The following is a 25,990-nucleotide window of genomic DNA, read 5'->3' on the forward strand; positions in this document are numbered from 1 at the left end:
CCATCATGAACACCCACACCTCTCCTTCGCACGGGACAGTGCGCAGCGAGATCCGCGATCGTATCGCCATCCTGACCATCGACAATCCGCCGGTCAACGCAGGCTCCCACGCAATCCGCAAGGGTCTGATCGAGGCGCTGCAGGCCGCGGGAGATCTGCGCGGCGCCATCCTGATCGGCGCGGGGCGCAGTTTCATCGCAGGCTCCGACCTGCGTGAATTCGGCGCGCCGCTGGCCTGGCCCGAACTGCCCGACGTGATCTCCGCCTGCGAGGAGGCGCCTTTTCCGGTGGTGGCCGCAATCCACGGTGTCGCTCTTGGCGGCGGGCTGGAACTGGCACTGGGCTGCGACTACCGCATCGCCACGGAGGACGCCAGACTGGGCCTGCCCGAGGTGTCGCTTGGCATGGTGCCGGGGGCCGGTGGCACGCAGCGCCTGCCGCGCCTGACGGGCCGGATCGCCGCCGTGGAAATGGTCTGTGGCTCGACCCGCATCACCGGTACCCGCGCCGCGTCGCTTGGCCTTGTCGACGCGCTGGCCGAAGGTGATCTGCTGGACGCCGCGCTGACCTTCCTTGCGCAGGACCGGCCCAAGCGGGTGGTTGCGCAAATGACGGTGCCTGATGAAGACCCCGCCGCGTTGCAGGCCGCCTGTGACAAGGCCCTGAAGAAAGGGCGCGGGCGGCCCAACGTGGCCGAGGCGATCCGCCTGGTGCAGGCCAGCGCCGATGCGGACGTGGCGGCGGTGCTGGCCGATGAGCGCGCCGTGTTCCAGCGCCTGCGGCTCGAGCCTGACGCCTCCGCGCTGCGGCACCTGTTCTTCGCCGAACGGCGGGCGGGGTCTGTTGATGGGTTGGACGCCAAACCGCGTGCGCTGGCGTCTGTCGGGGTGATCGGTGGCGGCACCATGGGGCAGGGGATTGCGCGGGCCTGCCTTGGCGCGGGCCTGCCGGTCACGCTGGTGGAACGCGATGCCGCCGCACTCGACCGCAGCCTTTCTGCCCTGTGCGACGCTCTGGACGCCCGCCATGCGCGGGGCCGTCTGGGCGATGCCGCGCTGGCCGCCCAGAAGGCCGCGCTGCGGGGGGCAACGGATGTGGCCGACCTGACGGGCTGCGATCTGGTGATCGAAGCCGTCTTCGAAGAGCTTTCGGTCAAGGTGCCCCTGCTGGAACAGCTCGACCGGCTGCTGCCCGAAAACGTCGTGATCGGCACCAATACCTCCTACCTCGACATCAACGCGATGGTGGCGGATCTTCCGGGCAGGTCCCGCATCCTGGGCCTGCATTTCTTCAGCCCGGCGGACGTGATGAAACTGCTCGAGGTTGTCCGGGCCGAGGCGACCGCCGACGATGTGCTGGTCACCGGCCTTGCGCTGGCGAAACGGCTGGGCAAGCAACCCGTGGTCGCCCGCGTCGCCGAAGGGTTCATCGGCAACCGGATCTACGCCGCCTATCGCCGCCGCGCCGAGCTTCTGATGCTGGACGGGGCCGCGCCGCAAGACGTGGATGCCGCCGCCCAGGCGTTCGGTTTCGCCATGGGACCCTTTGCCGTGTCGGACATGAGCGGGCTGGACATCGCATGGGCCATGCGGAAACGGCAGGCGGCCACGCGCGATCCAAAGGCCCGCTACGTCACGATCCCCGACCGGCTGTGCGAGGCGGGACGACTGGGGCGCAAGACCGGCGCGGGCTGGTATGACTACCCCGAAACCCGGCCTTCGCCCGTGGTGGATGCGGTCATCGCGAATGCGCGGGCCGATGCCGGGATCACCCCGCAGCCTTTCGATGCCGCAACGATCCAGCGGCAATTGCTGATCGCCATGGTCAACGAGGCCGCGCTGCTTCTGGCTGAAGGGGTCGCGCAACGCCCCTCGGACATCGATGTGACGCTGGCCAACGGCTACGGCTTTCCGCGCTGGAAGGGGGGGCCGCTATGGTGGGCCGCACAGGAGGATCCTGCCGCGATTGCCGCCGACCTTGATCAGCTGGAACAGGCCATCGGCCACGGGTTCGCCCGGGGTCCCGTCGCCGAAACACTTGCCGCACTGAAGGACTGACCGATGCAGGACGTCTACATCTGCGACTACATCCGCACCCCCATCGGCCGATACGGCGGCAGCCTGTCCGGCATCCGGGCCGACGATCTTGGCGCGCTGCCGCTGCTGGCGCTGCAGGACCGGCACCCGGATCTGGACTGGGCCGACACGGTGGACGTGATCTACGGCTGCGCCAACCAGGCGGGCGAGGACAACCGATCCGTGGCACGCATGGCGCTGCTGCTGGCGGGCCTGCCGGAGACGGTGTCGGGCACCACGATCAACCGGCTCTGCGGGTCGGGTATGGACGCGGTGCTGGCCGCCTATCGCCGCCTCGCCCTGGGCGAAGGCGATCTTGCCATCGCGGGCGGCGTCGAAAGCATGTCGCGCGCGCCCTTCGTGATGCCCAAGGCAACCCAGGCCTTCTCCCGCGCCAATTCGGTCGAGGACACGACCATCGGCTGGCGTTTCATCAACCCCGCGATGCAGGCCCGCTACGGCACCGACTCCATGCCGGAGACGGCAGAAAACGTGGCGGCGGATTTCAACATCTCCCGTGAGGACCAGGATGCCTTTGCCCTGCGCAGCCAGGAAAGGGCCGCAGCCTCTCGCGCTGTTCTGGCCGAGGAGATCGTCCCCGTTGCCGTGCCGCAACGCAAGGGCGCGCCGGTGATCTTTGACGCCGATGAACATCCCCGCGCCACCACGGCCGAAAAGCTCGCGGCACTGAAGGCACCGTTTCGTGCGGGCGGCAGCGTGACGGCGGGCAATGCCTCCGGCGTGAATGACGGGGCGGCGGCGCTGATCCTTGCCACGCAGGCCGGGATGAAGCGCCATGGGCTGACGCCGCTGGCGCGGGTGACCGGCGGGGCGACCGCCGGCGTGGCGCCGCGCATCATGGGCATGGGGCCTGCGCCCGCGACCGAACGGCTTTGCGCACAACTGGGCGTGGCGCCTGACAGTTTCGACCGGATCGAACTGAACGAGGCCTTTGCGGCACAGGCGCTGGCCGTGCTGCGCAGGCTGGGACTGTCGGACGACGATCCGCGGGTGAACCCCCATGGCGGGGCGATTGCCCTCGGGCATCCGCTGGGCATGTCGGGGGCCCGCATCACCGGAACGGCCGCGCGGATGATCGCACGCGGCGAAGCGCGGACCGCGCTGGCAACCATGTGCATCGGCGTGGGGCAGGGCATTGCGCTGTCGCTTGCGGCTGCCTGAACGAGAGGACCAAGGACATGGGTATCGACATCAGCTTCACCGGACAGGTCGCGGAGATCACCATCGACGTGGCCCCGGTCAATGCCATTACACTGGCCAATTACGCCGAGATCGGAGAGGCCTTCGATGCCGCCGACACATGGGAGGGGATCAACTGCATCATCCTCACCGGTGCGGGCACCCGTGCCTTCTGTGCCGGCCTCGACCTGAAGGAATTCCTAGCCGCCACGGTGGCCGAGGACCCTGCACGCGCCCGCATCGTGCGACGCTGTTTCAAATCGATCCGCGACTGCGCCCTGCCGACCATCGCGGCGGTGAACGGTCCCGCGCTTGGGGCGGGCACCGTGCTGGCCTCGGTCTGTGACATCCGGCTGGCGTCCGAAACGGCGAAGTTCGGCACGCCCGAGGTCAACATCGGCCGCTGTGGCGGCATGGCCCATATGGGGCGCCACCTGCCGCAGGGGCTGTTGCGCAAGATGTTCTTCACCGGTGAACCGATCGACGCGCAGGAGGCATGGCGTTTCGGCTTCGTGCAGGACATCTACGCGCCCGATCAGCTGATGGCCGAGGCCCGCGCGCTGGCCGCGAAGATCGCCGCCAAGGCACCTCTGGGCCTGCGGATCGGCAAGCAGTCCCTGAACCAGATCGAATTCCTGCCCGTCGACGAGGGCTACCAGATCGAACAGCAGTTCAGCACTCAGCTGATGAAGACCGAAGACGCCCGCGAGGCCACCGCCGCCGTGGTCGAGAAGCGCAAGCCGGTCTGGAAGGGCAAGTGATGGAACGCGCCCCGATCAACGGCACCACACTGAACGTCCGCATCGACCGGGTCGCCCCTGACGCGCCCTGGGTGGTGTTTTCCAATTCTCTCGTCACCGACCTCTCGGTCTGGGACGGGGTGGTGGCGCGGCTGTCGGGCTGGAACGTGCTGCGTTACGATCAGCGCGGGCATGGCGCCTCGGACGTGCCGACAGGCGCGGTGGATTTCGACATCCTGTCGGATGACTTGTTGGCGGTGATGGATCACGCCGATGTCAGGCGCGCGGTCTGCGTGGGCCTGTCGATGGGCGTGCCCACGACGCTCGCGGCCTTCGGAAAGGCCGCGGATCGCTTCGCCGGTCTGGTCCTGATGGACGGCATGGCGAAATCCGCCCCCGCCGCGGTCGAGACCTGGGGCGCCCGGATCGAGGAAGGCCGCAGCCTGGGCATGGCGGGCTACGCGAAAGTCACCGCCGAGCGCTGGCTGACCTCGGATGCGAAGGCCGAGGCGCTGATTGCCATGATCGCGTCCACCCCCTTCGAGGGGTTCCGCGCCTGCGCCACGGCATTGCAGGGCTATGACGAAACGGCCGTGCTGCCGCGGATCTCGGTGCCGGTGCTGCTGGTCGCGGGGCTGTCGGACGGCAAGATCCCCGAGACCCTGCGCGGCCTGGCCGACACCCTTGGCGCCCGGTTCGAAGGGGTGGAGAACGCAGGCCACGTCCCTTGTTTCGAACAGCCCGAGGCCACCGCCGCCCTGCTGGCCGACTTCCTTGCAGAGGTCGCGCCATGAAGCTGCACTGGTCCCCCCGATCGCCTTTCGTACGCAAGGTCATGATCACGCTGCACGAAACGGGCCGGCTTGACGAGGTCGAGCTGATGCGCAACGTCGTTGCCGCCCACCTGCCGCCGAACCCGGCGGTTCTGGCCGACAATCCGCTGGGAAAGATCCCGGCACTGGTCACGGATGACGGTGTGCTCTTCGACAGCCGCGTGATCTGTGCCTATCTCGACCGTGACGAGGTGCTGCCCGACGGGCCGCGGGCGCAGACCTGGGCCGCCCTGGCCGATGGGGCAACCGACATCCTGCTGGCATGGCGGACCGAACTGTCGCGTCCGATCGGCCCGTGGGCGGCGATCACCGGCAGCTACTTGGTCAAGATCCGCGCCGTCATGGCGCATCTGGAAGCCGAAGTCGGCAGCCTGACCGCCGCGCCCTTCGGCCCCGGTCATGTGGCGCTGGTCTGCTTCCTTGGGCAGCTGGACTTCCGCTGGCCCGATTGCGCCTGGCGCGACCATTTCCCCGGCCTGGCCGCGCTGGCCGCCGACTGGGCCGCGCGCCCATCCGTCGCGGCCACTGCCGTGGTCGACGACGGCACGGGCGACAACGCCCTGACCGCAGGCATCCTGACATTCGCAAAGGAGACAACATGAGCGGACCTCTTTCCCACGTACGGGTCCTTGACCTGAGCCGCATCATGGCCGGCCCGTGGTCCGGTCAGATCCTCGCCGACCTCGGGGCCGAGGTCATCAAGGTGGAACGCGCGGGCGTCGGCGATGACACCCGCCGCTGGGGCCCCCCGTTCATGAAGGACACGCAAGGCAATCCGACGAAGGAGTCGGGCTACTATCTGTCGGTGAACCGCGGCAAGAAATCGGTCGAGGTCGACATCGCCTCGCCCGAGGGGCAGGAGATGATCCGCGATCTGGCCCGCGACAGCGACATCGTGCTGGAAAATTTCAAGGTCGGCACCCTGAAGCGTTACGGGCTGGATGAAGAGACCCTGCGCGCCATCAATCCGAAACTGATCTACTGCTCGATCACCGGGTTCGGGCAGGACGGCCCGATGGCCCAGGACGTGGCCTATGACTTCATGATCCAGGCCATGGGCGGGCTGCTGTCGGTCACGGGCGTGCCGGATGGTGAACCGGGGGCTGGGCCGCAGAAGGTCGGCGTGCCGGTGATCGACATCATGACCGGCATGTATGCCACCGTCGCCGTGCTGGCCGCGCTGGCGCGGCGCAACGAGACCGGCAAGGGCGATTACATCGACATCGCCATGCTGGACGTGGCAACCGCCATGCTGGCCAATCAGGCAATGAACCATCTGGTGTCCGGGGCCACGCCCACGCGGAAGGGGAACAAGCACCCCAACATCCAGCCGCAGGACATCTTCCCGGTGGCAGACGGACATATCGTCATCGCGGTCGGCAACGATGAACAGTTCGTCCGCTTCGCGCAGGCGCTTGGCCATCCCGAATGGGCTGATGACCCGCGTTTTGCCACCAATGCCGCGCGGGTCGAGAATCTCGACACGCTGCACCCGATGATCTGCAAGACGCTGCGGACCCGCAATCTGGGTGACTGGCGCGCCGATCTGGTCGCGGTCAAGGTGCCCTGTGCGCCGATCAACACCGTGCCGGGGGTGCTGGCGGAACCGCAGGTGCAGCACAGGCAGATGCTGCAGCACCTGCCGCATCCGCTGGCGGGCAGCGTGCCGCAGGTCGTGTCGCCCATGCGGTTCGCGGATAGCCCTCTGCGCTTCGAGGCCGCGCCGCCGTTGCTCGGCGCACATACCGGCGAGATCCGCGCCCGCATCGACGCGGCAAAGGTGAAGGGATGACCATGGGACGTATCAGCTTTCCTGCCCCCGAAACCATGTCGCCCGCGCAGAAGGCGGTGTTCGACGAAATCGTATCGGGCCCTCGGGGCGCGCTGGTGGGGCCGCTGCGCGCGGCGCTGCACAACCCGGTGCTGGCCGATCGCTGGCAGCAGTTCGGACGTGTCCTGCGGTTTGAAACCACCTTGCCGGGCCATCTGAATGAACTGGCGATCCTGATCACCGCACGGCGCTGGAACAGCCTCCTGGAATGGGCGATCCATGAACGCGACGGATTGGCGGCCGGGCTCGGGCAAGGGGTCATCGACGACCTGCGCGAGGGCCGGGTGCCTGGTTTCGAGGACGATCTGGCAGCCGGGGAAATCTATGACTACGTCTGTCAGCTGTTGACCAGAGGCAAGCCGGAACAGGCCGTCTATGACCCGATCCGCGCGCGCTGGGGCGAAGTGGGCGTGGTCGAGCTGACTGCCGTGGTGGGGTATTACTCGATGGTGGCCATGACCCTGAATGCGCACGAGATTCCGGTGCCCGAAGGCGTGCGCGCGGATCTTCCCGTCACCCCCGGGCGGCTGTGCGACCTGCCGGAACGCGGCTGAAGCGATGTTCCCTTAGATCGGCCCAAAATGATATAAAACTGGCAAATCACTTTCGAAGCGACGCGCTTCGTCCGTCAGAGGGAATTGCATCATGGCCGCCAGCCGCACGGACCTGCTCGAGAAAAGCAATGTCGCCCGCTACATCCAGCTCGCATCCGTCTTCCGCGGACGGATCGAGCGCGGTGACTGGCCTATCGGCGAACGTATTTCCACGGTCGAACAGCTGTCGAAGGAGTTCGGCGTGGCGGGCATGACGATCCGTCAGGCGTTGGACCAGATCGAGAAGGAAGGCCTGATCGAACGGTTCCGGGCGAAGGGCACCTTCGTCAAGGCGCGCCCGGAACGCGATCTGTGGTGCGAGGTGCAGACCGACTGGAACGGCATGCTCATGTCGCGGGCCGACGCAGAAATTTCCGTGCTGTCCGACGAGGTGGGGGCGACCCTGCAACAGGCCGATTTCGATCACGGAACCGTCGCACCATCCTACCGCCACCTGCGTCGCCTGCACCGGCGGCAGGAAGTGCCGTTCCTCGTGGCCGATGTCTATGTCGACGAACGGATCGAGGCGCTGATCCCTCGGAAGAACTTCACCACGACCACCGCGATGCGGCTTGTCTCGGATCTGCCGGGTGTGCGTGTCGCAGATGCGCGGCAGATCCTTTCGGTTGCCTCTGCCGACGTGGAAACGGCGGATTTCCTGCAGGTGTCGCTGAATGATCCGATCGTCATGGTGCAGCGGCTGGCCATCGACGATGCTGGTCAGCTGATCCTCGTGGCAAACGGGATATACCGCGGGGACAAGGTGCGTATCGACATGAAGCTGCTCACCTGATTGCGGCGGCAATGCATCCATTAAGTGACAAAGCTAGTCTTTTGCTTTAATGATTCTCCCGAGGAGTTTTTGGGGGGATATCATGAAGGCGCACATCTGCATGGGTGTCGCTGCGGCTGCGTTCCATGCGGCTGTGGCGCAAGCGGACGAGGCGGGCTGCACGTCTCTGGCGTTGCCTGACGAAACCGTCGAAATCTACCGCAGTACATGGGTCGCCGCAGGCCCGGACGAGGACGCGGAACAGGACCTGCCGGCCTATTGCAAGGTGACCGGCATAATTAATGCCCGGACCGGTGCGAACGACCTGCCCTTCGGGTCGAAATTCGAGCTGCGGCTGCCCGAAGGCTGGAACGGCCGGTTCTATTTCCAGGGCGGCGGCGGCCTAGACGGGCGGGTGCGCCCGGCCTATGGCGGGTCGCAGCCCATGGGGCAGACGGCGGCCGTGGCCGAGGGTTACGCCGTCATCTCCACCGACGCGGGCCACGAGGACAAGGACAGCTCCTTCGGCCTCGACCCGCAGGCGCGCGAGGATTGGGGCTACCAGTCGCTGCATGACGTCACGCTGACCGGGAAGGCCTTGACCGAGGCCTATTACGGCACGGCACCGCATCACAGCTATCTCATCGGCTGCTCGAATGGCGGGCGGCAGGGCATGATGGCGAGCCAGCGTTTCCCGGAGCTGTTTGACGGCATTGTTGCGGGTGCTCCGGTGTTCCGCCTGTCGCGCAGCCATATCGACTCGGCCTGGGGCCTGCAGAAACTGACCGCGATCGCGCCCGAGGACGCCGGCGGGAATCCGATCCTGTCGAAGGCCTTCTCCGATGCGGAGCTGGATCTTCTGGCCGGGGACATCGTGCGGCAATGCGATGCGCGGGATGGCCTGTCGGATGGACTCGTGCTCGACCCTGCGGGTTGCGACTATGACGTGACGGCCCTGCGGTGCGGGCCGGGCCAGGACGGCGCCTGCCTGTCGGACCGCCAGGTAGAGACGCTGACCGCGCTGCACGAAGGCTCCCGCGACAGCAAGGGCAACCGGTTCTATGTCGAATGGAGCTACGATCCAGCCATTGGAAGCGACGGCCCTGACAGTTGGGGCCGGTGGCGCCTCGGCACCTCGGACACGCCGGTCCCGAATGCCATCAAGGCGGGGCTGTCCAACAACGGGATCAAGTATGTCTTCCTGACGCCGCCGGACCCGGATTTCGACATCATCGGTTTCGATTTTGACAGCGATCCGCAGCGGATGGAGGCATCGGCCGCCTTCGCGGACGCGACCTCGACGGACCTTGCGGCCTATCGCGACCGGGGCGGGAAAATCCTGTTCTATCACGGCACCGGTGATGCGGCGATCTCGGCCAATGACACGGCGCGCTACATGGCGGAGCTGACCGAGGACATGGGCGAGGTCGACACCTTCGCCCGCTATTTCCCGGTGCCGGGCATGGGGCATTGCCGCGGCGGTCCGGGGGCAGACAGTTTCGACGTGCTCGACGCCATCGTCGCCTGGGTCGAGGACGGACAGGCCCCGGAGCGGCTGATCGCGACGGGTGGGGAACTGGGCGGGCGGACCCGTCCGCTGTGCCCCTGGCCGACGATCGCGACCTACGACGGCGCGGGCCGCGAGGACGAGGCCGCGAGCTTTGTCTGCCAGTGAATGCAAGGCCATTGCACCGCGTCCTGGTGCGATGGCAGAGGGAGAAGACGATGTTCTACGATCCGCGGACCGGCACGCACGGCTTGCCGCATAACCCTTGGACTGCGCTGGTGACACCCCGGCCCATCGGCTGGGTCTCAAGCCGCAGTGCAACCGATCTGCCCAATCTCGCACCCTACAGCTTCTTCAATGCTGCAGCGACGCATCCGCCCTTCGTCATGCTGTCCTCGACGCCGCGCAAGGATAGTCTGACCAACATTGAAACCACGGGTGTCTTTGCGATCAATATCGTTGGTGCCGAGCTGGCCGAAGCGATGAGCCGGAGCTCTGCGCCGGTGCCGCCCGAGGTCAACGAGTTCAGCATTGCCGGCGTGACGGAGCGTCCGTGCCGCAGCATTGACGCGCCCTGCGTTGCGGAGAGCACGGTGGTCATCGAGTGTATCCTGAACCGGGTGATCTCCCTTGCGCCCAAGAGCGGGCTGCCTTGCGACACGCATATCGTCCTCGGTGAGGTCACGGGCATCGAGATCGCGGATCACGTCATGCGCGACGGCCGGGTCCGTACGGATCTGATCCGTCCTGTCTCGCGGCTTGGCTACCTCGATTACGCAGTAACGGAGCAGACGTTCGAAATTCCGCGCCCCGGGTCCTGAGAGGATCCGGGCCCGGTTGACCCCACGCCGGGCCTGATCGCGGACAGCGAGTGGGGCCTTTGGAGGAGTACCGAGATGAAGACGAGATTTGCGGTGATGGGCTTTGCCCTCGCCTTGGCTATGCCGTGTCTTGCGCAAGCGCAGGTCGAGGAGAAGACGGCAATGAATGGTGATGCGCAGGTGGGCTATTCGGTCCGCGGGGAGGGGCCTTTGGTGGTGGTGATCGCTTCGACGGGCCGCAGCTCCGGTGAGCTTGCGCCGCTGGCTGACCGGCTCTCGGAACGGGGCTACCGTGTCGCTTTGCCGGAGCCGCGCGGTATCGGGGCCAGCACCGGCAAGATGACCGAGGTGTCTTTCCACGACTTCGGCGACGATTTCGCCGCGGTGATCGCGCAGGAGGGCGGGAAGGCCATCGTCGCGGGCCATGCCTACGGACAGTGGATCGCCAAGACGATCGCCGCGGATCATCCCGAGATGGTGTCCGGGCTTGCGCTGATCGCGGGCGGTGCAAAGTCCTGGCCCGCGGAGCTTTCCGAGGCGATCACGATGATCAACGATCCGGAGTCGAGCCGCGACCAGAAAATGGAAGGGCTGCTGCTGGCCTTTTTCACCGACGAGCAGAGCGCGGAACCCTGGCTCGAGGGTTGGCATCAAGATGTCACCGTCAGTCAGAGGGCGGCGCGCAAGCTGACCAACCGCGAGGATTACTGGTCTGGCGGCAGCGCGCAAATCCTTGACTTGCAGGCAGGCTCCGATCCGTTCCGGCCGGAAAGCTCGCGCATGGAGGTGCGCGACGAGCTGGGCGATCGCGTGACGGTCACGGTGATCGACGGTGCCAGCCACGCGCTTCCGGCAGCGAAACCCGTCGAAACCGCCGATGCCATCGCAGATTGGGCGGATGCACTCCTGAAGGAATGAACCGGCGTCTGCGGCGCCACGGCCCGTCCCATGTCGGGACGGGCATACAGCCACCGCTGCCGTCGCGCGCGTGCCGGCGGCAAAGAGCTGACCTGGGAGCGCAAGACACGTCGCGCGGCCGTCTGGTTCCTTGCGCCAGCTGACAGGGTGCTGCCCTGTCGAAGATCTATGCCCAGCCCAGACCACCGCGCTGCCGCAGGGCGCGCTTGGCGACCCACGGGGATCAGAGGAGAGACCGTGCGCCCGGAGCTCATGTCCGGTGCGGCAGCGACCGAAGTCCTGGTCGGATCCGGCCCCCGCATGGGGATGGGTCGGGGTGGCGGCTCCGGCTATGGCCGGACCCTCCGGTTTCGATTTCGGTCCTGCGACCTTCCCCGGGACGGCCAACCGCATCGGAGACGGCCAGATCTGCGACCGGAAGGGACCGGCGGAAAGGCGCTCTCCTTGGTGGCAGGACGGTTCCTGTCGGAACATTGCCTCTGCGCTCCGGTTCGCTGAACACATCAGGAGGAGATGTTACCATGGAACAGCACTCGGGCATGATTTCATCCGACAAGGTGAATGGCACGGCGGTCTATTCCCGCGCCGGAGAGCAGATCGGCACGATCGACCACCTGTCCATCGACAAGACCACCGGCAAGGTCGCCTATGCCGTCATGGGGTTCGGGGGCTTTCTGGGGTTTGGCGAGGATCATCACCCCATTTCCTGGGGCAAGCTGAGCTATGACACAGGCCTTGGAGGCTATGTGACCGATATTACCTCGGAACAGCTGGAAGGCGCGCCTGCGCGCAAGGACGACTGGTACCGCGATCGCGATTGGGAGGCGCGGACGCACGACTATTACGGCGTACCGAGTTACTGGATCTAGGCGCCCCCTCGAAGGGTGGTCTCCCGTAGGGGGACCGCCCATGGCAAAGCGTCAGCTTTCGTTCTCGTCAAGCCGGTCCACGGCCCGGCCGACGCTGAAGCCGTGCAGCACGGTCGACAGGAGGATCACCAGCGCCACAAGCGTCCAGATCTCGGCCTCGTCGGCGAATTGCACATGGCTTGACGCATAGGCGAGGTAATAGATCGAGCCGATCCCGCGCACGCCATAGATGGCCATGACGGCGCGGTCGCGCCTGTCGATGCCGGTGCCGAGCAAGGCGAGCCAGCCCGCCAGCGGCCGGATGAGCAGCAGCAGGATCAGCGCCACCGCGAGATGCGTCCAGCTCAGGTCTGCGAAAAGCCGGGGCAGCACGCTGCCCAGGGCAACCAGCAGCAACGCGGTCAGCGCATGCTCGATGCTCTCGGAGAAATCGTGAAGGCGGCGGTGGAAGGAATGGTCCTCCTCGATCCGGCGCAGCGTCAGCCCCATGACGGCCACGGCGATGAAGCCATATCCCTCTGCCAGTTCGGCGGAGCCATAGCACAGCACGATGCCCGCCAGGGCCAGCACCCCCGCAGCGGTGTCGGCCAGGACCGCATTCCGCGGCACGGAAAACAGGACGATCCCCAGCAGGCGTGCGCCCAGCCACCCGATCCCCGCCCCGACCACGGTTCGGTAAAGCACGTCTTGCAAGAACCACCCGGCCCCCCAGGCCACGGGTGACAGCCCCTCGGCAGCAACCAGCAAGCCAAGATAGACGAAGGGAAAGGCCAGCCCGTCATTCAGGCCGGCCTCGGTGGTCAGGGCGAAGCGCACGGGGTGCTCCCGGCCCTGTTGCGGGGGCCGATCTGCACGTCTGAGGCCAGGACCGGATCGGTCGACGCCAGCACCGCGCCCAGCAGGATCGCGCCTGCGAGCGTCAGTCCGACAAGCCCGCTGCCGAGCCAGGCGACCGCTGCAATCGTCAACGGCATCGCGATGCCCAGGAGCCGCCAGGTGGGGCGCCAGCGCCGCCAGGGGCCAAGCCTGTCGATGCGCATGCCCGCGCCGAAAAGCGCGACGATCACCGCCATCTCGCTCATCAGTTCCCAGGGCAGCGGGGTCTGGCGCGGATCAGGCATCAATGCCGTGCCGGGGAACAGCAGCGCAGCCCCGGCACCGAAGAGGATCATCAGCGGCGCTGCCGCGGGTTCCCGCCGAGAGACAAGACGGGGCAGCCATTGCGCAAGGATGACGACAAGCCCGCCGACGGCCAGCATGAGGTGATAGGGCGACAGCTCGAAGAAGGGGTCTGAGGGCATCACGGAGGTCCTGGCCTGGGCATTGTCGTGTCCCTAACGTCTCAGGAGCTCATTCGTATCCATCCCGCCAGAACCTGACCTTGGCAAGGGCCGCAGTCCGCTTGACATCCATGGCTGAGCCAATGGGATGAACTGCCTTCCCGCCAAACCGCGGCTATCGTTGCGGGCATAGGTGGGGATCTGCGGCGCGCGAGCATGGAGTGTTCCGGCAGTTACGGTGCCGGACTGCTGCGTCACCTGCAGACCGCAGGCGTCGAGGTCCTCGAGGTGACGGCGGCCGACAAGCATGCCTGCGTCGTCGGGGAAGACCGTGCGGCACAGGCTGACCAGGGGCGGTGACCGAGCCGCGAACAGTGCGATCCAAATCATTGCAATCGGGCGACTGAGGTTGGATCAGCGAACGCAGGATTGCATTGCCTGCCGTATCGCATCGGGCAGATCGAAGCTCGAGGCCATCCGCCGCCTCAAGCGCTACATGGCGCGGGAACTCTTCGGCACCGTCCTGCGTCGGCACAAGGAGATCAATCAGAACCGGATCGCCGCTTGACCCTTAGAAGGGCGTCCAGGGGCCGCAGTTCACGTCCTTCGCTTGGACCGACCGGCTGAGACGGATCGGCACCCGGATCTCGACGGACGGCAGGGGCGCTGCCTCGACAACATCTTCATCGAGCGGCTTTGGCGGTCCCTGAAGTATGAGTGCGTATATCTGCACGCTTGGGAGACCGGCTCGCAAGCCAGGACCGGCGTTGGCCGATGGATCACCTTCTACAACCACCAGCGGCCCCATGCCGCCCATGGCGGACAGCCGCCCGCCACCTGACGCTGACCCGTGCGGCGGTGGAACCTTGCGTGACCCAGGCCGCGCTGAGCCATCAGATCCGCACCCTGGAGGACCGGCTGGGCGTTGTGCTGTTCCGCCGGGTGCCGCGCGGTCTGGTCTTGACCGACGAGGGCATGGCGCCGGCGCCGGTGGTGACGGCGGCGCTGGACAGTATCGGCGACACGCTCGACCGGTTTTCCGGCGGACGTTTCCACGAGGCGCTTTACCTGGGCGTGGTCGGCACCTTCGCCATCGGCTGGCTGATCCCGCGGCTGGCGCAGTTTTAGGCGGCGCATCCGGAGGTCGATCTGCGCGTCTTCACCAACAAAAACCGCGTGACCATCACCGGTGACGGGCTGGACATGGCGCTGCGCTTCGGCGAGGGGTCCTGGCACGGGCTGGCCGCCTGCCGGATCATGGGCGCCCCCCTTGACGCCGATGTGCGCGCCCGCTTCTGCGGCCTTGCTGAGGGGCCCGGCGGATCTGGGGGGAATGCGCCTGCTGCGCTCCTATCGCGGGGCCGAATGGGACCGCTGGTTCGAGGCGGCGGGACTGCGCTGCCCCGCGCTGCGCGGCCCGGTCCCGGACAGTTCCGTCGTCCTGGCCGAGATGGCGGCGCAGGGGCTGGGCGTCGGCCTCCTGCCCGCGCGCATGTTTCGCGCCCGGGAAACGGGCGGCCGACTGGTGCGGCCCTTCGATCTGACGGTCGATCTGGGCAGCTATTGGCTGACCTGGCCGCAATCGCGCCCGGAAAGCCAGGTGATGCGCCGGTTCCGGCTGTGGCTGACGGAAACCGCACCGGCCTGCGACACGGCCTGACCGGCGACGCAGGCGTCAAGTCATGGTCGCGGCCATCTCGGCCCCCGCAAGGTTCCTGCGTTTCTCTTCGACAGGCAGCCTTCGAGAGCGCACGGCGGTCAGGTTGGGGTCCTGCGGATCCCGGGCGGGCCGGTCCGCCCGGCATGCCGAAAATCCACAGTTTGAAATATTCTTTAACAAACCGTTTCATTTTATTGACTTCATCCGCCCGCGGCAGCACGAACACCGCCGTTCCCGCGGAATTGCGGGCGAGTGCTAGCCCCTCCGCCAGCCCGGAAACATCTGGGTCGAGGGACCTCCATGATACAATCACATTCACTGAACGCAGCGCTGCGCGCGACTGCGGCGGCCCTTCTCGTCTTGCCAATGGCCGGGGCCGCCTTCGGCCAGGAGGCACCGCTTCGGCAGGAGGCGGAGACCGAGGAGGCCGATCCGACCAAACCGCTCCTGCTGGAGCCCATTACGGTCTATGCCGAACGTCGGGAGGCCGCCGCGAACGATGTCGCGGCCTCGGTCGTGGTGATCCCCGGCGAAGAGATCGACGATCGCGGGCTCGACGACATGCACGAGCTGATGCGCTATACGCCGGGCGTGACGGTGCCGCGCCAGACCACCTCGACGGATCCGTTTTCCAGCTTCGGGGGGTTCAACATTCGCGGGGTGGGCGGCAACCGCGTGCAGATGGTCGTCGACGGATCGCGCGTGGCCGAACGGATCACCGACGGCACGCGCGACTATGTCGACCTGAACTTCACCAAGCAGGTCGAGGTCGTGAAAGGGCCGGCATCGGTGCTGTGGGGATCCGATGCGCTCGGCGGCGTCGTGGCGATCCAGACATTGGATCCCGCCGACATCCTCCGGGGGCGCGACCGCGGCGGGTTCGTCCGCGCCGAATATGACGGGCTCGACAAGGGCACCGGTGTCTCGGCCGCCTTCGCGCAGCAATTCGGTCCGGGCTGGGCGGTGATGCTGGGCCTGTCGCGCCGCGCCGCGAGCGAGGTCGACCTGTCGAATGCCCGCGATGACGGCGGCATCTATGGCTGCCCGCGAGATGTCGAGGCCGGAGCGACGCCCTGCGGCGAACTGAACCCGATGGACACGATCACGGACCGCGTGCTCGCCAAGGCGGTCTGGACCCCGGTTGCGGAGCACCGGCTCGAATTCTCCATCGACATGCTGAAGCGCAATACGGAGGTGCAGTACAATAACGGCCTCGGTGCGGTTCTGTCGTCCTTCACCGGCGCGCCGACCGGCGAGACGCTGCTGAGCCATGACCGGGAGCTGGATCTGGACCGCACGCGTTATGCGGTGGAGCACACCTGGACGCCGGGCCTGGTCTGGCTGGACACGCTGCGCACCACGCTGGCCTATACGCCGCATAAATATGATCGCACCGGCCTGCGTGACCGGACCCTGGCCTCCGGCGCTCGGGAACTCACCCGCGACAGCCTGACCTATCAGGAGAAGTTCTACGAACTCGACATCCAGGCGACATCGCGCTTCGATCTTGCGGGGATCGGGCACGAGGTCACATGGGGGTTCGATGGCGATTTCACCAAGACCGACTACGAGCGCCTCGACGTCACGCGCAACCTGACGACCGGCACCGTGACCCGTTCGCCGGCGGGCGGGTTCAACTTCGCCAATGCCGACACCACCCGTGCCGACCTCTACCTGCAGGACCGCATGTCGTTCCTGGGCGGGTCGCTCGAGGTGACCCCGGGTGTGCGCTATGCGACCTACAAGCTCGATCCGCGTCCGGATTCGGACTATGCCGAGATCGAGGGGGCCGAACCAAGAGTGAAGAAGAGCGAGGAGGTGCTGGTCAGCCTCGGCGCGCTCTACCGCTTCGGCGGTGGCTGGCAGGTCTGGGGGCATTACGGCGAAGGCTTCAAGATGCCGACGGCACAGCAATACTACACCTCGCTGCCGTCCTTCGACCTGATCCCGGCCCCCGACCTGAAACCGGAATCGGTCAAGAGCATCGAGATCGGCCTGCGGCACGAGGCCCCGCGCCACGCCTTCGGCATCACGGCATTCGACGCCAAATACGAGGACTTCATCCAGAACTTCTGGCAGATTCCGGAAACCGGGCAAATCACCTATCGCAACCTCTCCAAGGTCCATATCTGGGGGGTGGAATTCGACGGACAGGTCGCGCTGACCGACAGGCTGCGCCTGACCGGGGCGGCCACCTGGCAGGAGGGCAGCCAGAAGGCCGACGCGGACAGCAAGTCGGTTCCGCATACCCTGCCGCCGCTGACCGCGACCGCCGGTCTGTCCTGGGCCGCGACCGATGCGCTGACGCTCGACCTGGTGGGCATCTTCGCCGATGACGTCACCCGCACGGAAAGCGAGGACCGGTTCGAACCTGACGGCTATGCGCTGTTCGACGTGTTCGCCATCTGGCAGGTGACGCGCAATGCCACGCTGAACCTGGGGGTGAAGAACCTCTTCGACAAGCGCTACTTCGAGGCGAATGCGGCCACCTACGGTCGGACGGCCTCGAGCGCGGTCGCGGCGGCGAACCCGATCGAGCTGCAGACCGGGCCGGGCCGGGTCTTCACGGCCTCGCTGCAGATGGAGTTCTGAGATGGCGGAGCCCGGCACCTCTGCCGCCAGGCTGCGCGTCCTTCTCGGCCGGGCGGGCCGCCTGGCCCGGATCGCGGCCTCCGGACCGGGCGCGTGGAAGGGCTGGATCCTGTATCTGGCGGTGCTGGGCCTCAGCTTTGTCGGTGTCTGGGTTTCCGTCCGCCTGATCGCCTGGAACAAGGCCTTCTACGATGCGCTCGGCGCGATGGATGCCGGCGCCGCGCTGCGTCAGGTCGGCGTCTTCTTCGCGCTCGTCTCTCTCTCGGCGGCCAGCTGGCTGGCGGGGGACTGGCTGCGCAAGCGGCTGCTGATCCTGTGGCGTGCGCGGCTGACGTCGCGCGCGCTGGACCTGTGGCTCGACGGGCGCGGCTACTGGCTGCTGCGCCCGGGTTTCTCCGCGCAGGCGGTCGAGAACCCCGACCAGCGCGTCGCCGAGGATTGCCGTCTCTATGTCCAGAACCTGCTGACGCTGACGCTGGATCTGGTTTCCGAAATCGTCGGGCTGGTCTCCTACATTGCCGTTCTGTGGTCGGTTTCGACCTTCGCGCTGTCGCTGGGCGGCCTCGGCCTCGACGCCGAGATCCCGCGCTACATGTTCTGGCTGGCGCCGGTCTATGTGCTGATCGCCTCGCTGGTCACCCATCTTCTGGGCCGGCCGCTGAACCGCACCTATTTCGAACGCGAGAAGGTCGAGGCCGATTTCCGCCACGCGCTGGTGCAGCTGCGCGACCGTGCCGACATCGTGGCCCAGGCCGGCGGAGAGCGCGCCGAACGGCACAGGCTCGACAGGCGCTTTGCCGCGGTGGCGGGCAACTGGCGGCGGGTGATGCGGCGGGAACTGGTGCTGGGGCTGTTCGAACGGCCCTATTTCCAGACCGTCCTGCGGCTGCCGACCTTCTTCGCGCTGCCGATGTATTTCGCGGGCGCCGTCACGCTGGGCGGGCTGATGCAGGTCGCCTCGGCCTTCTCCAGCGTCACCACGACGCTGTCGTGGTTCATCTTCAAGTACAAGCAGCTGGCCGAATTCGTCGCGGTCTGCGAACGGCTCGACGGGCTGATGCAGGCGGCAGGCCATCCCGCGCCCGACCCGGATGTGCCGCAGGCGATCCGGACCGAAACGGGCGGAGGCCGCGGCCTGGACGTCAGCGGCCTGCATCTGGCCACGCCCGGCGGCACCTGGCTGGAGCCGGTCCCGGATCTGTCGCTGGCATCCGGGCAGACGATGCTCGTCGTCGGTGCCTCGGGGCAGGGCAAGACCACGTTCCTGTCGGCGCTTGCCGGTCTGTGGCCCTTCGGCACGGGCACGATCCGCCGCCCTGCTGTCGCCCCGGTGGTCCTGCCCGCAGGGGCGCCGGTGCTTGGCGAATGCCTGCTATCCGCCGCCTGCTATCCCGCCAGGCCCGAGACGCTGGAGCGCGCGCGCGTGCTCGCGGTGATCGAGAGGATCGGCCTCGGGCACCGTCTGCAGGGCGCGGGGCTTGCAGGTCTGTCCATGGGCGAAAGGCAGCGGCTGGGCCTCGCCCGCGCGGTGCTGAACCGCCCCGACTGGTTGCTGATGGACGAGGCGACCTCGGCCCTCGACCCCGCGAGCGAGGCCGATCTGCTGGCCTGGCTGCGCGCCGAACTTGCCGGCACGACGCTCGTCGTCGTTGCCCATCGCCCCCCTGTCGGGCTGAGCGTCGATCAGGTGATCACGCTCGGACTCCCGGACCTCGAAAGGACACTAGCATGACCGATCCGACGAACGCCGCTCTCCGCGCCCGGCTGGACATTCCGCTGGACGAGCTTCTGGACCGTCTGCCGCGGCTGGGCCGCGCCATGGTCATTGCCCGCAGCCCCTCGATGCTGCTTGAACGCCTGGGCACGATCGAGACGGCTCGGATCGAGGGAAGTGCGCTGATCCTGGCCGGGGCCGATCACGACGCCCGGATCGAGACCGCGCGCGTGGCCGAGCTGGTCGCGGACCGCACCACGCGGATGGGCGACAGGGTGCTGCCCCGCATCGAGCTGCGCGACGCCGCGGACCAGCTGACGGCCTCCATTGTCGGGATGGAAGGGCTGGAAGGGTTCGACGCCGCGCTGGCCGGGCTGCCGGAGACCGGGCTGCCTCCGCTGCAGCGCGATCCGCCGCAGGAGGGCGGTGCCGCGCCCGAACTGGCCGAGGATGATCCGGTCCTCGCGCTTCTGACCCCGCTGCGCGAGGCAGGGGCGGAGGTGGCGATCACGCTGGACGTGCCCGGAATGACCCAGGGCTGGGCCGGGCAGCTGCCGGAATTCCGGCCGATGATGGGCTGGTTCAACATCATCTCCCGTACCTTTCACCTGCATGTCGAGGCGGGGGCGGTCACCGCCTGGCAGGCGGAACCGGGTCGGCGCGTTGCGCTGGGGCGGGACGGTCGGCCGACCGGACTGGTGGTGGTTTCGGATGCGCTGGCATGAGCCGCTGGCGGGACGCGGCAGGGCAGGGGAGGGCCCATGCGGAGGTGATCGACGATCTTGCCGCGGCGCGGGTCGTGCTGCTGGGCGAACGGCATGACCGGGCCGATCACCACCGCTGGCAGCTGCATGTCGCCGCCGGGCTGGCCGCGCGCCGCCCGGTCGTCATGGGTTTCGAGATGTTCCCCGCCTCCGCCGATCCGGTCCTTGCCGACTGGGTCGCGGGCAGCCTGGGGGAGGAGGCCTTTCTCGAACGGGTCGGATGGGGCGATTGCTGGGGCTTTCCGGCAGAGCTGTACCTGCCGATCTTCCGGTTCTGCCGGGAGATGGGGATCGGGATGCGGGGGCTCAACGTTCCGCGCGGTCTCGTGCGTGCCGTGGGCGCGGGCGGCTGGGAGGCCGTCCCCGAGAGCGACCGCGACGGGCTGAGCCCTGCAGGGCCGTCGCCGCCGGCCTATCGCCGTTTCATCTTCGAGCTGACCGGCGGCGCGCGTCCCGATCGCGCCGCGACCAGCGCGGAGGATCCGGCCTTCAACCGCTTCCTGCGCGCGCAGGAGGTCTGGGACCGCGCCTTCGCCACCCGCATCGCCGCCGCTGCCGCGCTGCCGGGCGGGCCGCTGGTGATCGGCATCATCGGCATGGGGCATCTGCAATATGGAGGCGGCGTGTCCTGGCAGCTGCGGGATCTGGGCATGTCATCGGTAAAGGTTGCCATCCCGGAGGAAGAGGCCGTCTCGCCGGATCCCGACCGCTGTGATTGGAGCTGGACATCGCTCCCTGTCCCTGACTGACGAGGCGTCCCGAGACGACGGACGAGGGTGATGCGAGGCCTTGTTGCACAAATCGTGCGAGGGATTCAGTTCATGAATCCAGCATGATAGCCGGTAGGCATGAGCAGTTGGGCCCCTACGAAGCACAAGACCACGAATTTGTCGGCTTACAATGACGCGTTGAAGCGGCGTGGATCGCTGACGATCTGGTTTGATCCAGACATGACGTGGCGAGCCCCACCGACTGGCAAACGCGGCCGATTGCCGAGCTTCAGCGACGCAGCGATCCAGACGTGCCTGACGATGAAGGTGCTGTTTGGCATGCCGTTGCGGCAAATGACGGGGTTCGTGCAAAGCCTTCTGAAGCTGGTCGGCTTGGATTGGCTGGTGCCGGATTTCAGTACCCTGTGTCGCCGCCAACGAACGCTGAATGTGGCGATCCCGTACCGTGGCGGAGCGGGCCCGTTGAACCTGCTGATCGACAGCACAGGGATCAAAGCCGAGGGCGAAGGCGAGCGGAATGCCCGCAAACATGGTGGCTCCAAGCGGCGCGCTCGCCATTGTCCTCGGACCAATGGCGGACATGGCTCGCTGCGCAAGATACACATCGGAGTTGACGAGGAAACGCTGGAAGTCCGGGCTGTCGAGGTCACCGGCAGCAACATCGGCGATGCACCCATATTGCCCGAACTTCCGGACCAGATTGCGGCTGATGAGCAGATCGGTTCCGTGACCGCCGATGGCGCCTGCGATACGCGCAAATGTCATGAAGCGATCGCCGCTCGCGGTGCCGCCGCAATCATCCCGCCACGCAAGAACGCCAAGCCCTGGAACCCGACGAGCCCCGGTGCCATCGCGCGCAACGAAGCTCTGCGCGCCTCGAAGCACCTCGGCCGAGCCATCTGGCGACGATCGAGCGGCGACCATCGCCGGAGCCGGGTCGAAAGCAAGATGAATTGCATCACGCTGCTTGGTCAGTCACTGATGGCTCGAGACTTCGACCGCCAGGTCGCGGAGCTGCAAGTTCGCATCGCCGTGCTAAATGGCTACACCGCGCTCGGCATACCCGTCACTGTGGCCGTAGGATAAGTCCGTCCGGGGAAAGGGGAACCGCGCTCAGCCCCCGATTTGTGCAAGAAGGCCAATGACGGATGAATTCAAAACCTGCCTGACACTTGCCGTGGAACCGTCTGCCGGTCTTCCAAGCTCGAGCTGATGAACGACATCCGCTGGAAAGGCATTCTTGCCCGCATAGGAAATGGCCTGCTGGCGCGGGGGGAGATGCCATCTTACTGAATGTCGCTGCCGATGCTTTGCGACAACCGGTCCGGATCGAGAATGTCCACCGTGCCATATCCGCGCTTGACGAGCCTGTCCTTCTCCATGCGTGCCAGTGCGCTGGCAGCTGAGCGGAGCGAAACATTGGCAATCGACGCAATGTCGGGCTGGGTGGCTTCGATGCGTGGCGATGGCTCGGTTTGTCGAAGGTAGAGGATGAACAGCGCGGTGGCCACACGGCGGTCGGGCGAGGGGTCGCGCATCATCGCGACGGCATCTGCCATTGCTTCGTAATTTCCGCACATCAGCCTGGCGAAGTATTCCCAATAGTCCGGGGCCATGCTGCAAATTTTCCTGACCTGCGCCGCGGGAACGTATAGCAGATCGCAATCGGTGCGCGCCTGTATGTGGAAACGACGAGGGCGCGTGGTGAAGATCTCCAGCGCACCGAACCACCAGCCGCGCCGGGCCAGGTAGATCAGTCCGGACACGCCGGGAGCATCGGCGATGCTGACCTCGACGATTCCCTCGGTCAGGCCATAAAGCCCGCGGGCATCTTCCCCCAGCAGATACAGGGGCTGGCCGGCCTCGGCGCGACGCATCTCCGCGCGGCACAGAACCTCGTTCCGGAAACCGGCCGGCATCGCGGCCAGCCATCCCATCGGCGTAGTCTTGACCATCGCCACTTTTCTTACCCAATAGTGCATCAGTGCATTTTATTTGTAGCAGGCCTTGAGTAACCTGTCGCCGGAAAACAGAATTTTTGCGGGAGGTTTCCTTGTCCCGCGAAAGGCGATCACTCAAGGCGGTGAAGTTGCACCGCCAATCGGAGGCCCGGGAATGCCCTTCAACCTGAAATCACTGACCGGTGCGGCTCTCGTCACCACCATGCTGTCGCCCGCCCTTGCGCAGGAGCCGGGCCAGGTCCCGACACCGCAGGCGGCCGGGGATGTGCCCGCGCCGGTGGCCGGCGCGCCGCTGTCGCCGGACTACGCGGCGGCGATCGGGCGGATGGCCTATCTGTGGTGCTGGCCGCTGGTGAACATGCACAACCGCCAGACGCTGTTCGCGACCGCGCCCCATCCGGGGCTGCTGGGGGGCGTCCTGCCGGTCGCGCCGCTGAACCAGATCAGCATGCTGTCGGATTACCTGCGCCCCGAGCAGCGCTTCGTCACTTCCCCCAACCAGGACGTCGTCTACGGCGCCGGGTTCCTCGCGCTCGACGAGGACGCGGTGGTCGTCCAGGTGCCGGATTTCGGCGACCGGTTCTGGGTCTACCAGGTGGTCGATCAGCGCTCGGACTCCTTCGCGGCAATGGGCATCCAGTACGGCACGGAGCCCGGCGCCTATCTTCTGGTCGGTCCCGGCTGGGACGGGGAGACGCCCGAGGGCATCAAGGCGGTCTACCGCTCGGCCACCAACCTGGGCGCCGTCTTCCCCCGCATCTTCATGGATGACACGGCCGAGGACCGCGAGGCGATCCAGCCGCTGATCGATCAGGTGATGGCCTATCCGCTATCCGAATATACCGGCGAGATGCAGACGACCGACTGGTCCGAATCCCCGACCATCCCGAACCCCAGCGAGGGCGGTGACGGCGAAACCCAGTGGGTCGTGCCGGAGGAGTTCTTCACCATCCTGCCCGAGGTTCTGGCCGAAACTCCGCCGCTGCCGGGCGAGGAGGCGATCTACGCCATCGTCGGCCAGGTGCTGGATGCCGCCGCCGAGGACCCCGCGCTGATGGAGGCGCTGAACCAGGCCGCACTTGAAACCGAAGCCGATGTCATTTCGGGGATGTTCGAGTTCCGCAATAACGGGGTCGATGCCGGCAATGGCTGGCGCACGCAGAAGAACGCGGCCCGCTTCGGCTATGACGTCTTCCAGCGAACGGCCACGGCCAAGGGCAACATGTTCTCCAACGTGCCGAACGAGACGATGTATTTCGGCGCCGATTTCGACAGCGCCGGAGACCGGCTGAACGGCGCCGAGGCCTATACCGTCACCTTCCCGGCAGGCGAGTTGCCGCCGGTGGACGGCTTCTGGTCGCTGACCCTCTACAACGAACAGCACTTCTTCCACCCCAACGACCTGGACCGGTTCTCGCTGGGCACGAAGAACAAGTCGCTGGTCACGAATGACGATGGCAGCCTGACCATCTATGTCCAGAACGAGCCCCCTGGCGACGGCAAGGAGGCCAACTGGCTGCCCGCGCCGGCGGATGACTTCTCGCTCTATATCCGCGCCTACTGGCCGCAGGAGGCCATAGTCAGCGGCGACTGGACCCCGCCGGCCATCGAGCCGGTGAACTGAACCGCATCAGGGAGAACAGGAATGAGGACCCCGAATTTCATGCAGGCCGCTGCCATCGCGGCCGCCTGGGCCGTGCCTGCGGCCGCCGATATCGCGCCCGGTTTCGACGTCACGACCCCGGCCGATTTCGGCGTGGCCGACTATGTCTACAAGGTCTCGGAAAGCGATTTCAACTTCAAGCGCAGCCTCGCCAAGGCGCCCGTCAACGAATGGGCCTATCAGAGCGATCTCAGCCGGGTCGAGACCCAGCAGGTCATCCGCGAGAACCAGGATGGCATCTATGCCAGCGCGGTGGTGGATATCAGCGAGGGCGCGACCTTCTCCATTCCGCCGGGGGATCACTACCAGATCATCCAGGTGATCGACATGCAGAACTATGTCGCCGGCGTGGTCTATGCCGGGGAAAGCCTGACGATCACCCCCGATGATGTGACCTATGGCGACCATGTCTACTTGAACATGCGCGTCCCGATCCTGACCGAGGAGAAGGGCGGGATCGAGGAGACCCTGCGCCTGCAGAAACTGGCGACGATCGAGGCGAATTCCGCCAATCCCTATGAGAGCCCGGAGGTCGTGCTGCCGCTGGAGAAGACCGAGGAAATCCGCGCAGCCCTGATCGAGGACGTGAAGGGCGGCGCCCTGACCCATACCCGGTCGGTCAACGGCACCCCCTACAGCTCGCGGCCGCAGGATCACCTTTACGGCACGGCCTATGGCTGGGGCGGGCTGGGCCTGCCGGATGCGGCCTACTGGCCTTTCGCCAACAAGACCGAGATCGCCGATGGCGAGATCCGGCCCTCCAGCGCGACCTTCACCCCCCCGGACATCCAGGAGGAGCGCGGCGGCTTCTGGTCGGTCACGATCTATGACGAGGATGGCTGGCTGGCCAAGGACGTCTCGGCCATTTCCAACACCCAGGCCGAGCCGAACGAGGACGGCACCTATACCATCAACTTCAACAGCCCCGGGGCGAAGAACAACCTCGACACGTCGGTCCCCTTCGCCGCGCTGTTCCGGTTCTACCTGCCCGATTCCAAGGCCTCGGCAATCGAGTATATCGACGAGCATGCGGACGAGCTGGTGATCGAGTAGGCGTCATCTGACGCGTCCGCGGCCTGAACACGATCATGAAGGGACGGGCACCAGCCGGACAGGTGCCCGTCCGGTTCTCGGGCACGAGGATGTCTGATGGACCAAGCACGGGGGACGGAATCTGCCAGCCGTGCGTGAAAAACTCCGAGCCCTGCAGATCGGCTCCGGTCCGCAGTCCATGGCGCTGCCCCTTGCGCCCAGCCCGGTCGTCGATCCCGATGACGCGCGGCGCGGGACCTGTGCTCCGCGCAGCTGACGCAGCCCCGCACAGGAAGGTATCTTTGCTCACGCCCAGCTGCCGTCGGCGTCCCGGGTCCAGCACCGCCCATCGCAGGTCCGGGTGAGGCAACGAGATCCTGAAATCGCGCGCCCCATGCATGATGCCCGCCCCAGATGCGCCGTCATCGCGGGCG

The 25,990-nt window shown here is 66.7% G+C and carries 24 protein-coding genes and 2 pseudogenes; 23 read left to right on the plus strand and 3 right to left on the minus strand.

The window, feature by feature from the left end:
* Positions 1-5 precede the first annotated feature (5 nt).
* From ICN82_RS11295 to ICN82_RS11350, 12 genes are all read left to right on the plus strand, one after another.
* On the plus strand, positions 6-2,057 hold the full coding sequence (locus tag ICN82_RS11295; RefSeq protein WP_193182776.1) for a 3-hydroxyacyl-CoA dehydrogenase NAD-binding domain-containing protein: 2,052 nt from the start codon (positions 6-8) through the stop codon (positions 2,055-2,057).
* A 3-nt stretch (positions 2,058-2,060) separates the two neighbouring features.
* Positions 2,061-3,257 (plus strand): 3-oxoadipyl-CoA thiolase, encoded by a 1,197-nt coding sequence (gene pcaF / locus ICN82_RS11300; RefSeq protein WP_193182778.1) that lies wholly within the window; start codon positions 2,061-2,063, stop codon positions 3,255-3,257.
* A gap of 17 nt (positions 3,258-3,274) precedes the next feature.
* Entirely contained in the window at positions 3,275-4,036 is a 762-nt protein-coding gene (locus ICN82_RS11305; RefSeq protein ID WP_193182780.1) for an enoyl-CoA hydratase-related protein, read from the plus strand.
* Positions 4,036-4,809: an alpha/beta fold hydrolase gene (locus ICN82_RS11310; RefSeq protein ID WP_193182782.1), complete on the plus strand. Its 774-nt coding sequence runs from the start codon at positions 4,036-4,038 to the stop codon at positions 4,807-4,809. Before ICN82_RS11305 ends, ICN82_RS11310 begins: the two co-directional genes overlap by 1 nt.
* Positions 4,806-5,450 carry a glutathione S-transferase gene (locus tag ICN82_RS11315; protein ID WP_193182784.1) on the plus strand — a complete coding sequence of 215 codons (645 nt, stop codon included), beginning with the start codon at positions 4,806-4,808 and terminating at the stop codon, positions 5,448-5,450. The genes ICN82_RS11310 and ICN82_RS11315 overlap by 4 nt, the downstream gene beginning before the upstream one ends.
* On the plus strand, positions 5,447-6,640 hold the full coding sequence (locus tag ICN82_RS11320; protein ID WP_193182786.1) for a CaiB/BaiF CoA transferase family protein: 1,194 nt from the start codon (positions 5,447-5,449) through the stop codon (positions 6,638-6,640). The genes ICN82_RS11315 and ICN82_RS11320 overlap by 4 nt, the downstream gene beginning before the upstream one ends.
* Positions 6,637-7,233, plus strand: coding sequence for a carboxymuconolactone decarboxylase family protein (locus ICN82_RS11325; RefSeq protein WP_193182788.1), 597 nt, complete (start codon positions 6,637-6,639; stop codon positions 7,231-7,233). The genes ICN82_RS11320 and ICN82_RS11325 overlap by 4 nt, the downstream gene beginning before the upstream one ends.
* A 91-nt stretch (positions 7,234-7,324) precedes the next feature.
* A complete protein-coding gene (locus ICN82_RS11330; protein WP_193182790.1) occupies positions 7,325-8,065 on the plus strand; it encodes a GntR family transcriptional regulator in 741 nt (246 codons plus the stop codon).
* A gap of 172 nt (positions 8,066-8,237) precedes the next feature.
* The gene (locus tag ICN82_RS11335; protein WP_193182792.1) at positions 8,238-9,719 is read left to right on the plus strand and encodes a tannase/feruloyl esterase family alpha/beta hydrolase; all 1,482 of its coding nucleotides are present in this window, start codon (positions 8,238-8,240) and stop codon (positions 9,717-9,719) included.
* A 50-nt stretch (positions 9,720-9,769) separates the two neighbouring features.
* Positions 9,770-10,372 carry a flavin reductase family protein gene (locus ICN82_RS11340; protein WP_193182794.1) on the plus strand — a complete coding sequence of 201 codons (603 nt, stop codon included), beginning with the start codon at positions 9,770-9,772 and terminating at the stop codon, positions 10,370-10,372.
* Between the two features lie 75 nt (positions 10,373-10,447).
* Positions 10,448-11,290, plus strand: a complete 843-nt coding sequence (locus tag ICN82_RS11345; RefSeq protein ID WP_193182796.1) for an alpha/beta fold hydrolase — start codon at positions 10,448-10,450, stop codon at positions 11,288-11,290.
* A gap of 539 nt (positions 11,291-11,829) precedes the next feature.
* Positions 11,830-12,159, plus strand: a complete 330-nt coding sequence (locus tag ICN82_RS11350; protein ID WP_193182798.1) for a PRC-barrel domain-containing protein — start codon at positions 11,830-11,832, stop codon at positions 12,157-12,159.
* 51 nt (positions 12,160-12,210) lie between these two features.
* Here ICN82_RS11350 and ICN82_RS21635 read toward each other — a convergent pair whose 3' ends face one another.
* A complete protein-coding gene (locus tag ICN82_RS21635; RefSeq protein WP_330998991.1) occupies positions 12,211-12,975 on the minus strand; it encodes a cation:proton antiporter domain-containing protein in 765 nt (254 codons plus the stop codon).
* A complete protein-coding gene (locus ICN82_RS21640) occupies positions 12,960-13,460 on the minus strand; it encodes a cation:proton antiporter domain-containing protein (protein WP_330998992.1) in 501 nt (166 codons plus the stop codon). The genes ICN82_RS21635 and ICN82_RS21640 overlap by 16 nt, the downstream gene beginning before the upstream one ends.
* Before the next feature lie 286 nt (positions 13,461-13,746).
* Here ICN82_RS21640 and ICN82_RS11360 point away from each other — a divergent pair.
* The 9 genes and pseudogenes from ICN82_RS11360 to ICN82_RS11395 all read left to right on the plus strand — a co-directional run.
* Positions 13,747-14,007, plus strand: a pseudogene (locus tag ICN82_RS11360) (IS110 family transposase); the annotation flags it as partial.
* 16 nt (positions 14,008-14,023) lie between these two features.
* Positions 14,024-14,280, plus strand: a pseudogene (locus tag ICN82_RS11365) (integrase core domain-containing protein); the annotation flags it as partial.
* A gap of 29 nt (positions 14,281-14,309) precedes the next feature.
* Entirely contained in the window at positions 14,310-14,567 is a 258-nt protein-coding gene (locus ICN82_RS21645) for a LysR family transcriptional regulator (protein WP_330998993.1), read from the plus strand.
* Positions 14,568-14,772: 205 nt separating this feature from the next.
* Positions 14,773-15,099: a LysR substrate-binding domain-containing protein gene (locus tag ICN82_RS21650; RefSeq protein ID WP_330998994.1), complete on the plus strand. Its 327-nt coding sequence runs from the start codon at positions 14,773-14,775 to the stop codon at positions 15,097-15,099.
* A 300-nt stretch (positions 15,100-15,399) separates the two neighbouring features.
* On the plus strand, positions 15,400-17,691 hold the full coding sequence (locus ICN82_RS11375; protein ID WP_193182800.1) for a TonB-dependent hemoglobin/transferrin/lactoferrin family receptor: 2,292 nt from the start codon (positions 15,400-15,402) through the stop codon (positions 17,689-17,691).
* A 1-nt stretch (position 17,692) separates the two neighbouring features.
* Positions 17,693-19,423 (plus strand): ABC transporter ATP-binding protein/permease, encoded by a 1,731-nt coding sequence (locus tag ICN82_RS11380; RefSeq protein WP_226898438.1) that lies wholly within the window; start codon positions 17,693-17,695, stop codon positions 19,421-19,423.
* Positions 19,420-20,130 carry a hypothetical protein gene (locus ICN82_RS11385; protein ID WP_193182801.1) on the plus strand — a complete coding sequence of 237 codons (711 nt, stop codon included), beginning with the start codon at positions 19,420-19,422 and terminating at the stop codon, positions 20,128-20,130. Before ICN82_RS11380 ends, ICN82_RS11385 begins: the two co-directional genes overlap by 4 nt.
* Positions 20,127-20,918, plus strand: coding sequence for a ChaN family lipoprotein (locus tag ICN82_RS11390; RefSeq protein WP_193182803.1), 792 nt, complete (start codon positions 20,127-20,129; stop codon positions 20,916-20,918). Before ICN82_RS11385 ends, ICN82_RS11390 begins: the two co-directional genes overlap by 4 nt.
* A 99-nt stretch (positions 20,919-21,017) precedes the next feature.
* Positions 21,018-21,986 (plus strand): IS5 family transposase, encoded by a 969-nt coding sequence (locus tag ICN82_RS11395; protein WP_193182805.1) that lies wholly within the window; start codon positions 21,018-21,020, stop codon positions 21,984-21,986.
* A gap of 200 nt (positions 21,987-22,186) precedes the next feature.
* Here the strand turns inward: ICN82_RS11395 and ICN82_RS11400 are convergent, their stop codons facing one another.
* Positions 22,187-22,855: a Crp/Fnr family transcriptional regulator gene (locus tag ICN82_RS11400; protein ID WP_193182807.1), complete on the minus strand. Its 669-nt coding sequence runs from the start codon at positions 22,853-22,855 to the stop codon at positions 22,187-22,189.
* Positions 22,856-23,015: 160 nt separating this feature from the next.
* Here ICN82_RS11400 and ICN82_RS11405 point away from each other — a divergent pair, with 160 nt between their 5' ends.
* Both ICN82_RS11405 and ICN82_RS11410 read left to right on the plus strand, forming a co-directional pair.
* Positions 23,016-24,485: a DUF1254 domain-containing protein gene (locus ICN82_RS11405; protein WP_193182809.1), complete on the plus strand. Its 1,470-nt coding sequence runs from the start codon at positions 23,016-23,018 to the stop codon at positions 24,483-24,485.
* A 21-nt stretch (positions 24,486-24,506) separates the two neighbouring features.
* On the plus strand, positions 24,507-25,577 hold the full coding sequence (locus tag ICN82_RS11410) for a DUF1254 domain-containing protein (protein WP_193182811.1): 1,071 nt from the start codon (positions 24,507-24,509) through the stop codon (positions 25,575-25,577).
* The last annotated feature ends 413 nt before the right edge of the window (positions 25,578-25,990 follow it).

The organism is Mangrovicoccus algicola (assembly GCF_014903745.1).
Classification (GTDB): Bacteria; Pseudomonadota; Alphaproteobacteria; order Rhodobacterales; family Rhodobacteraceae; genus Mangrovicoccus; species Mangrovicoccus algicola.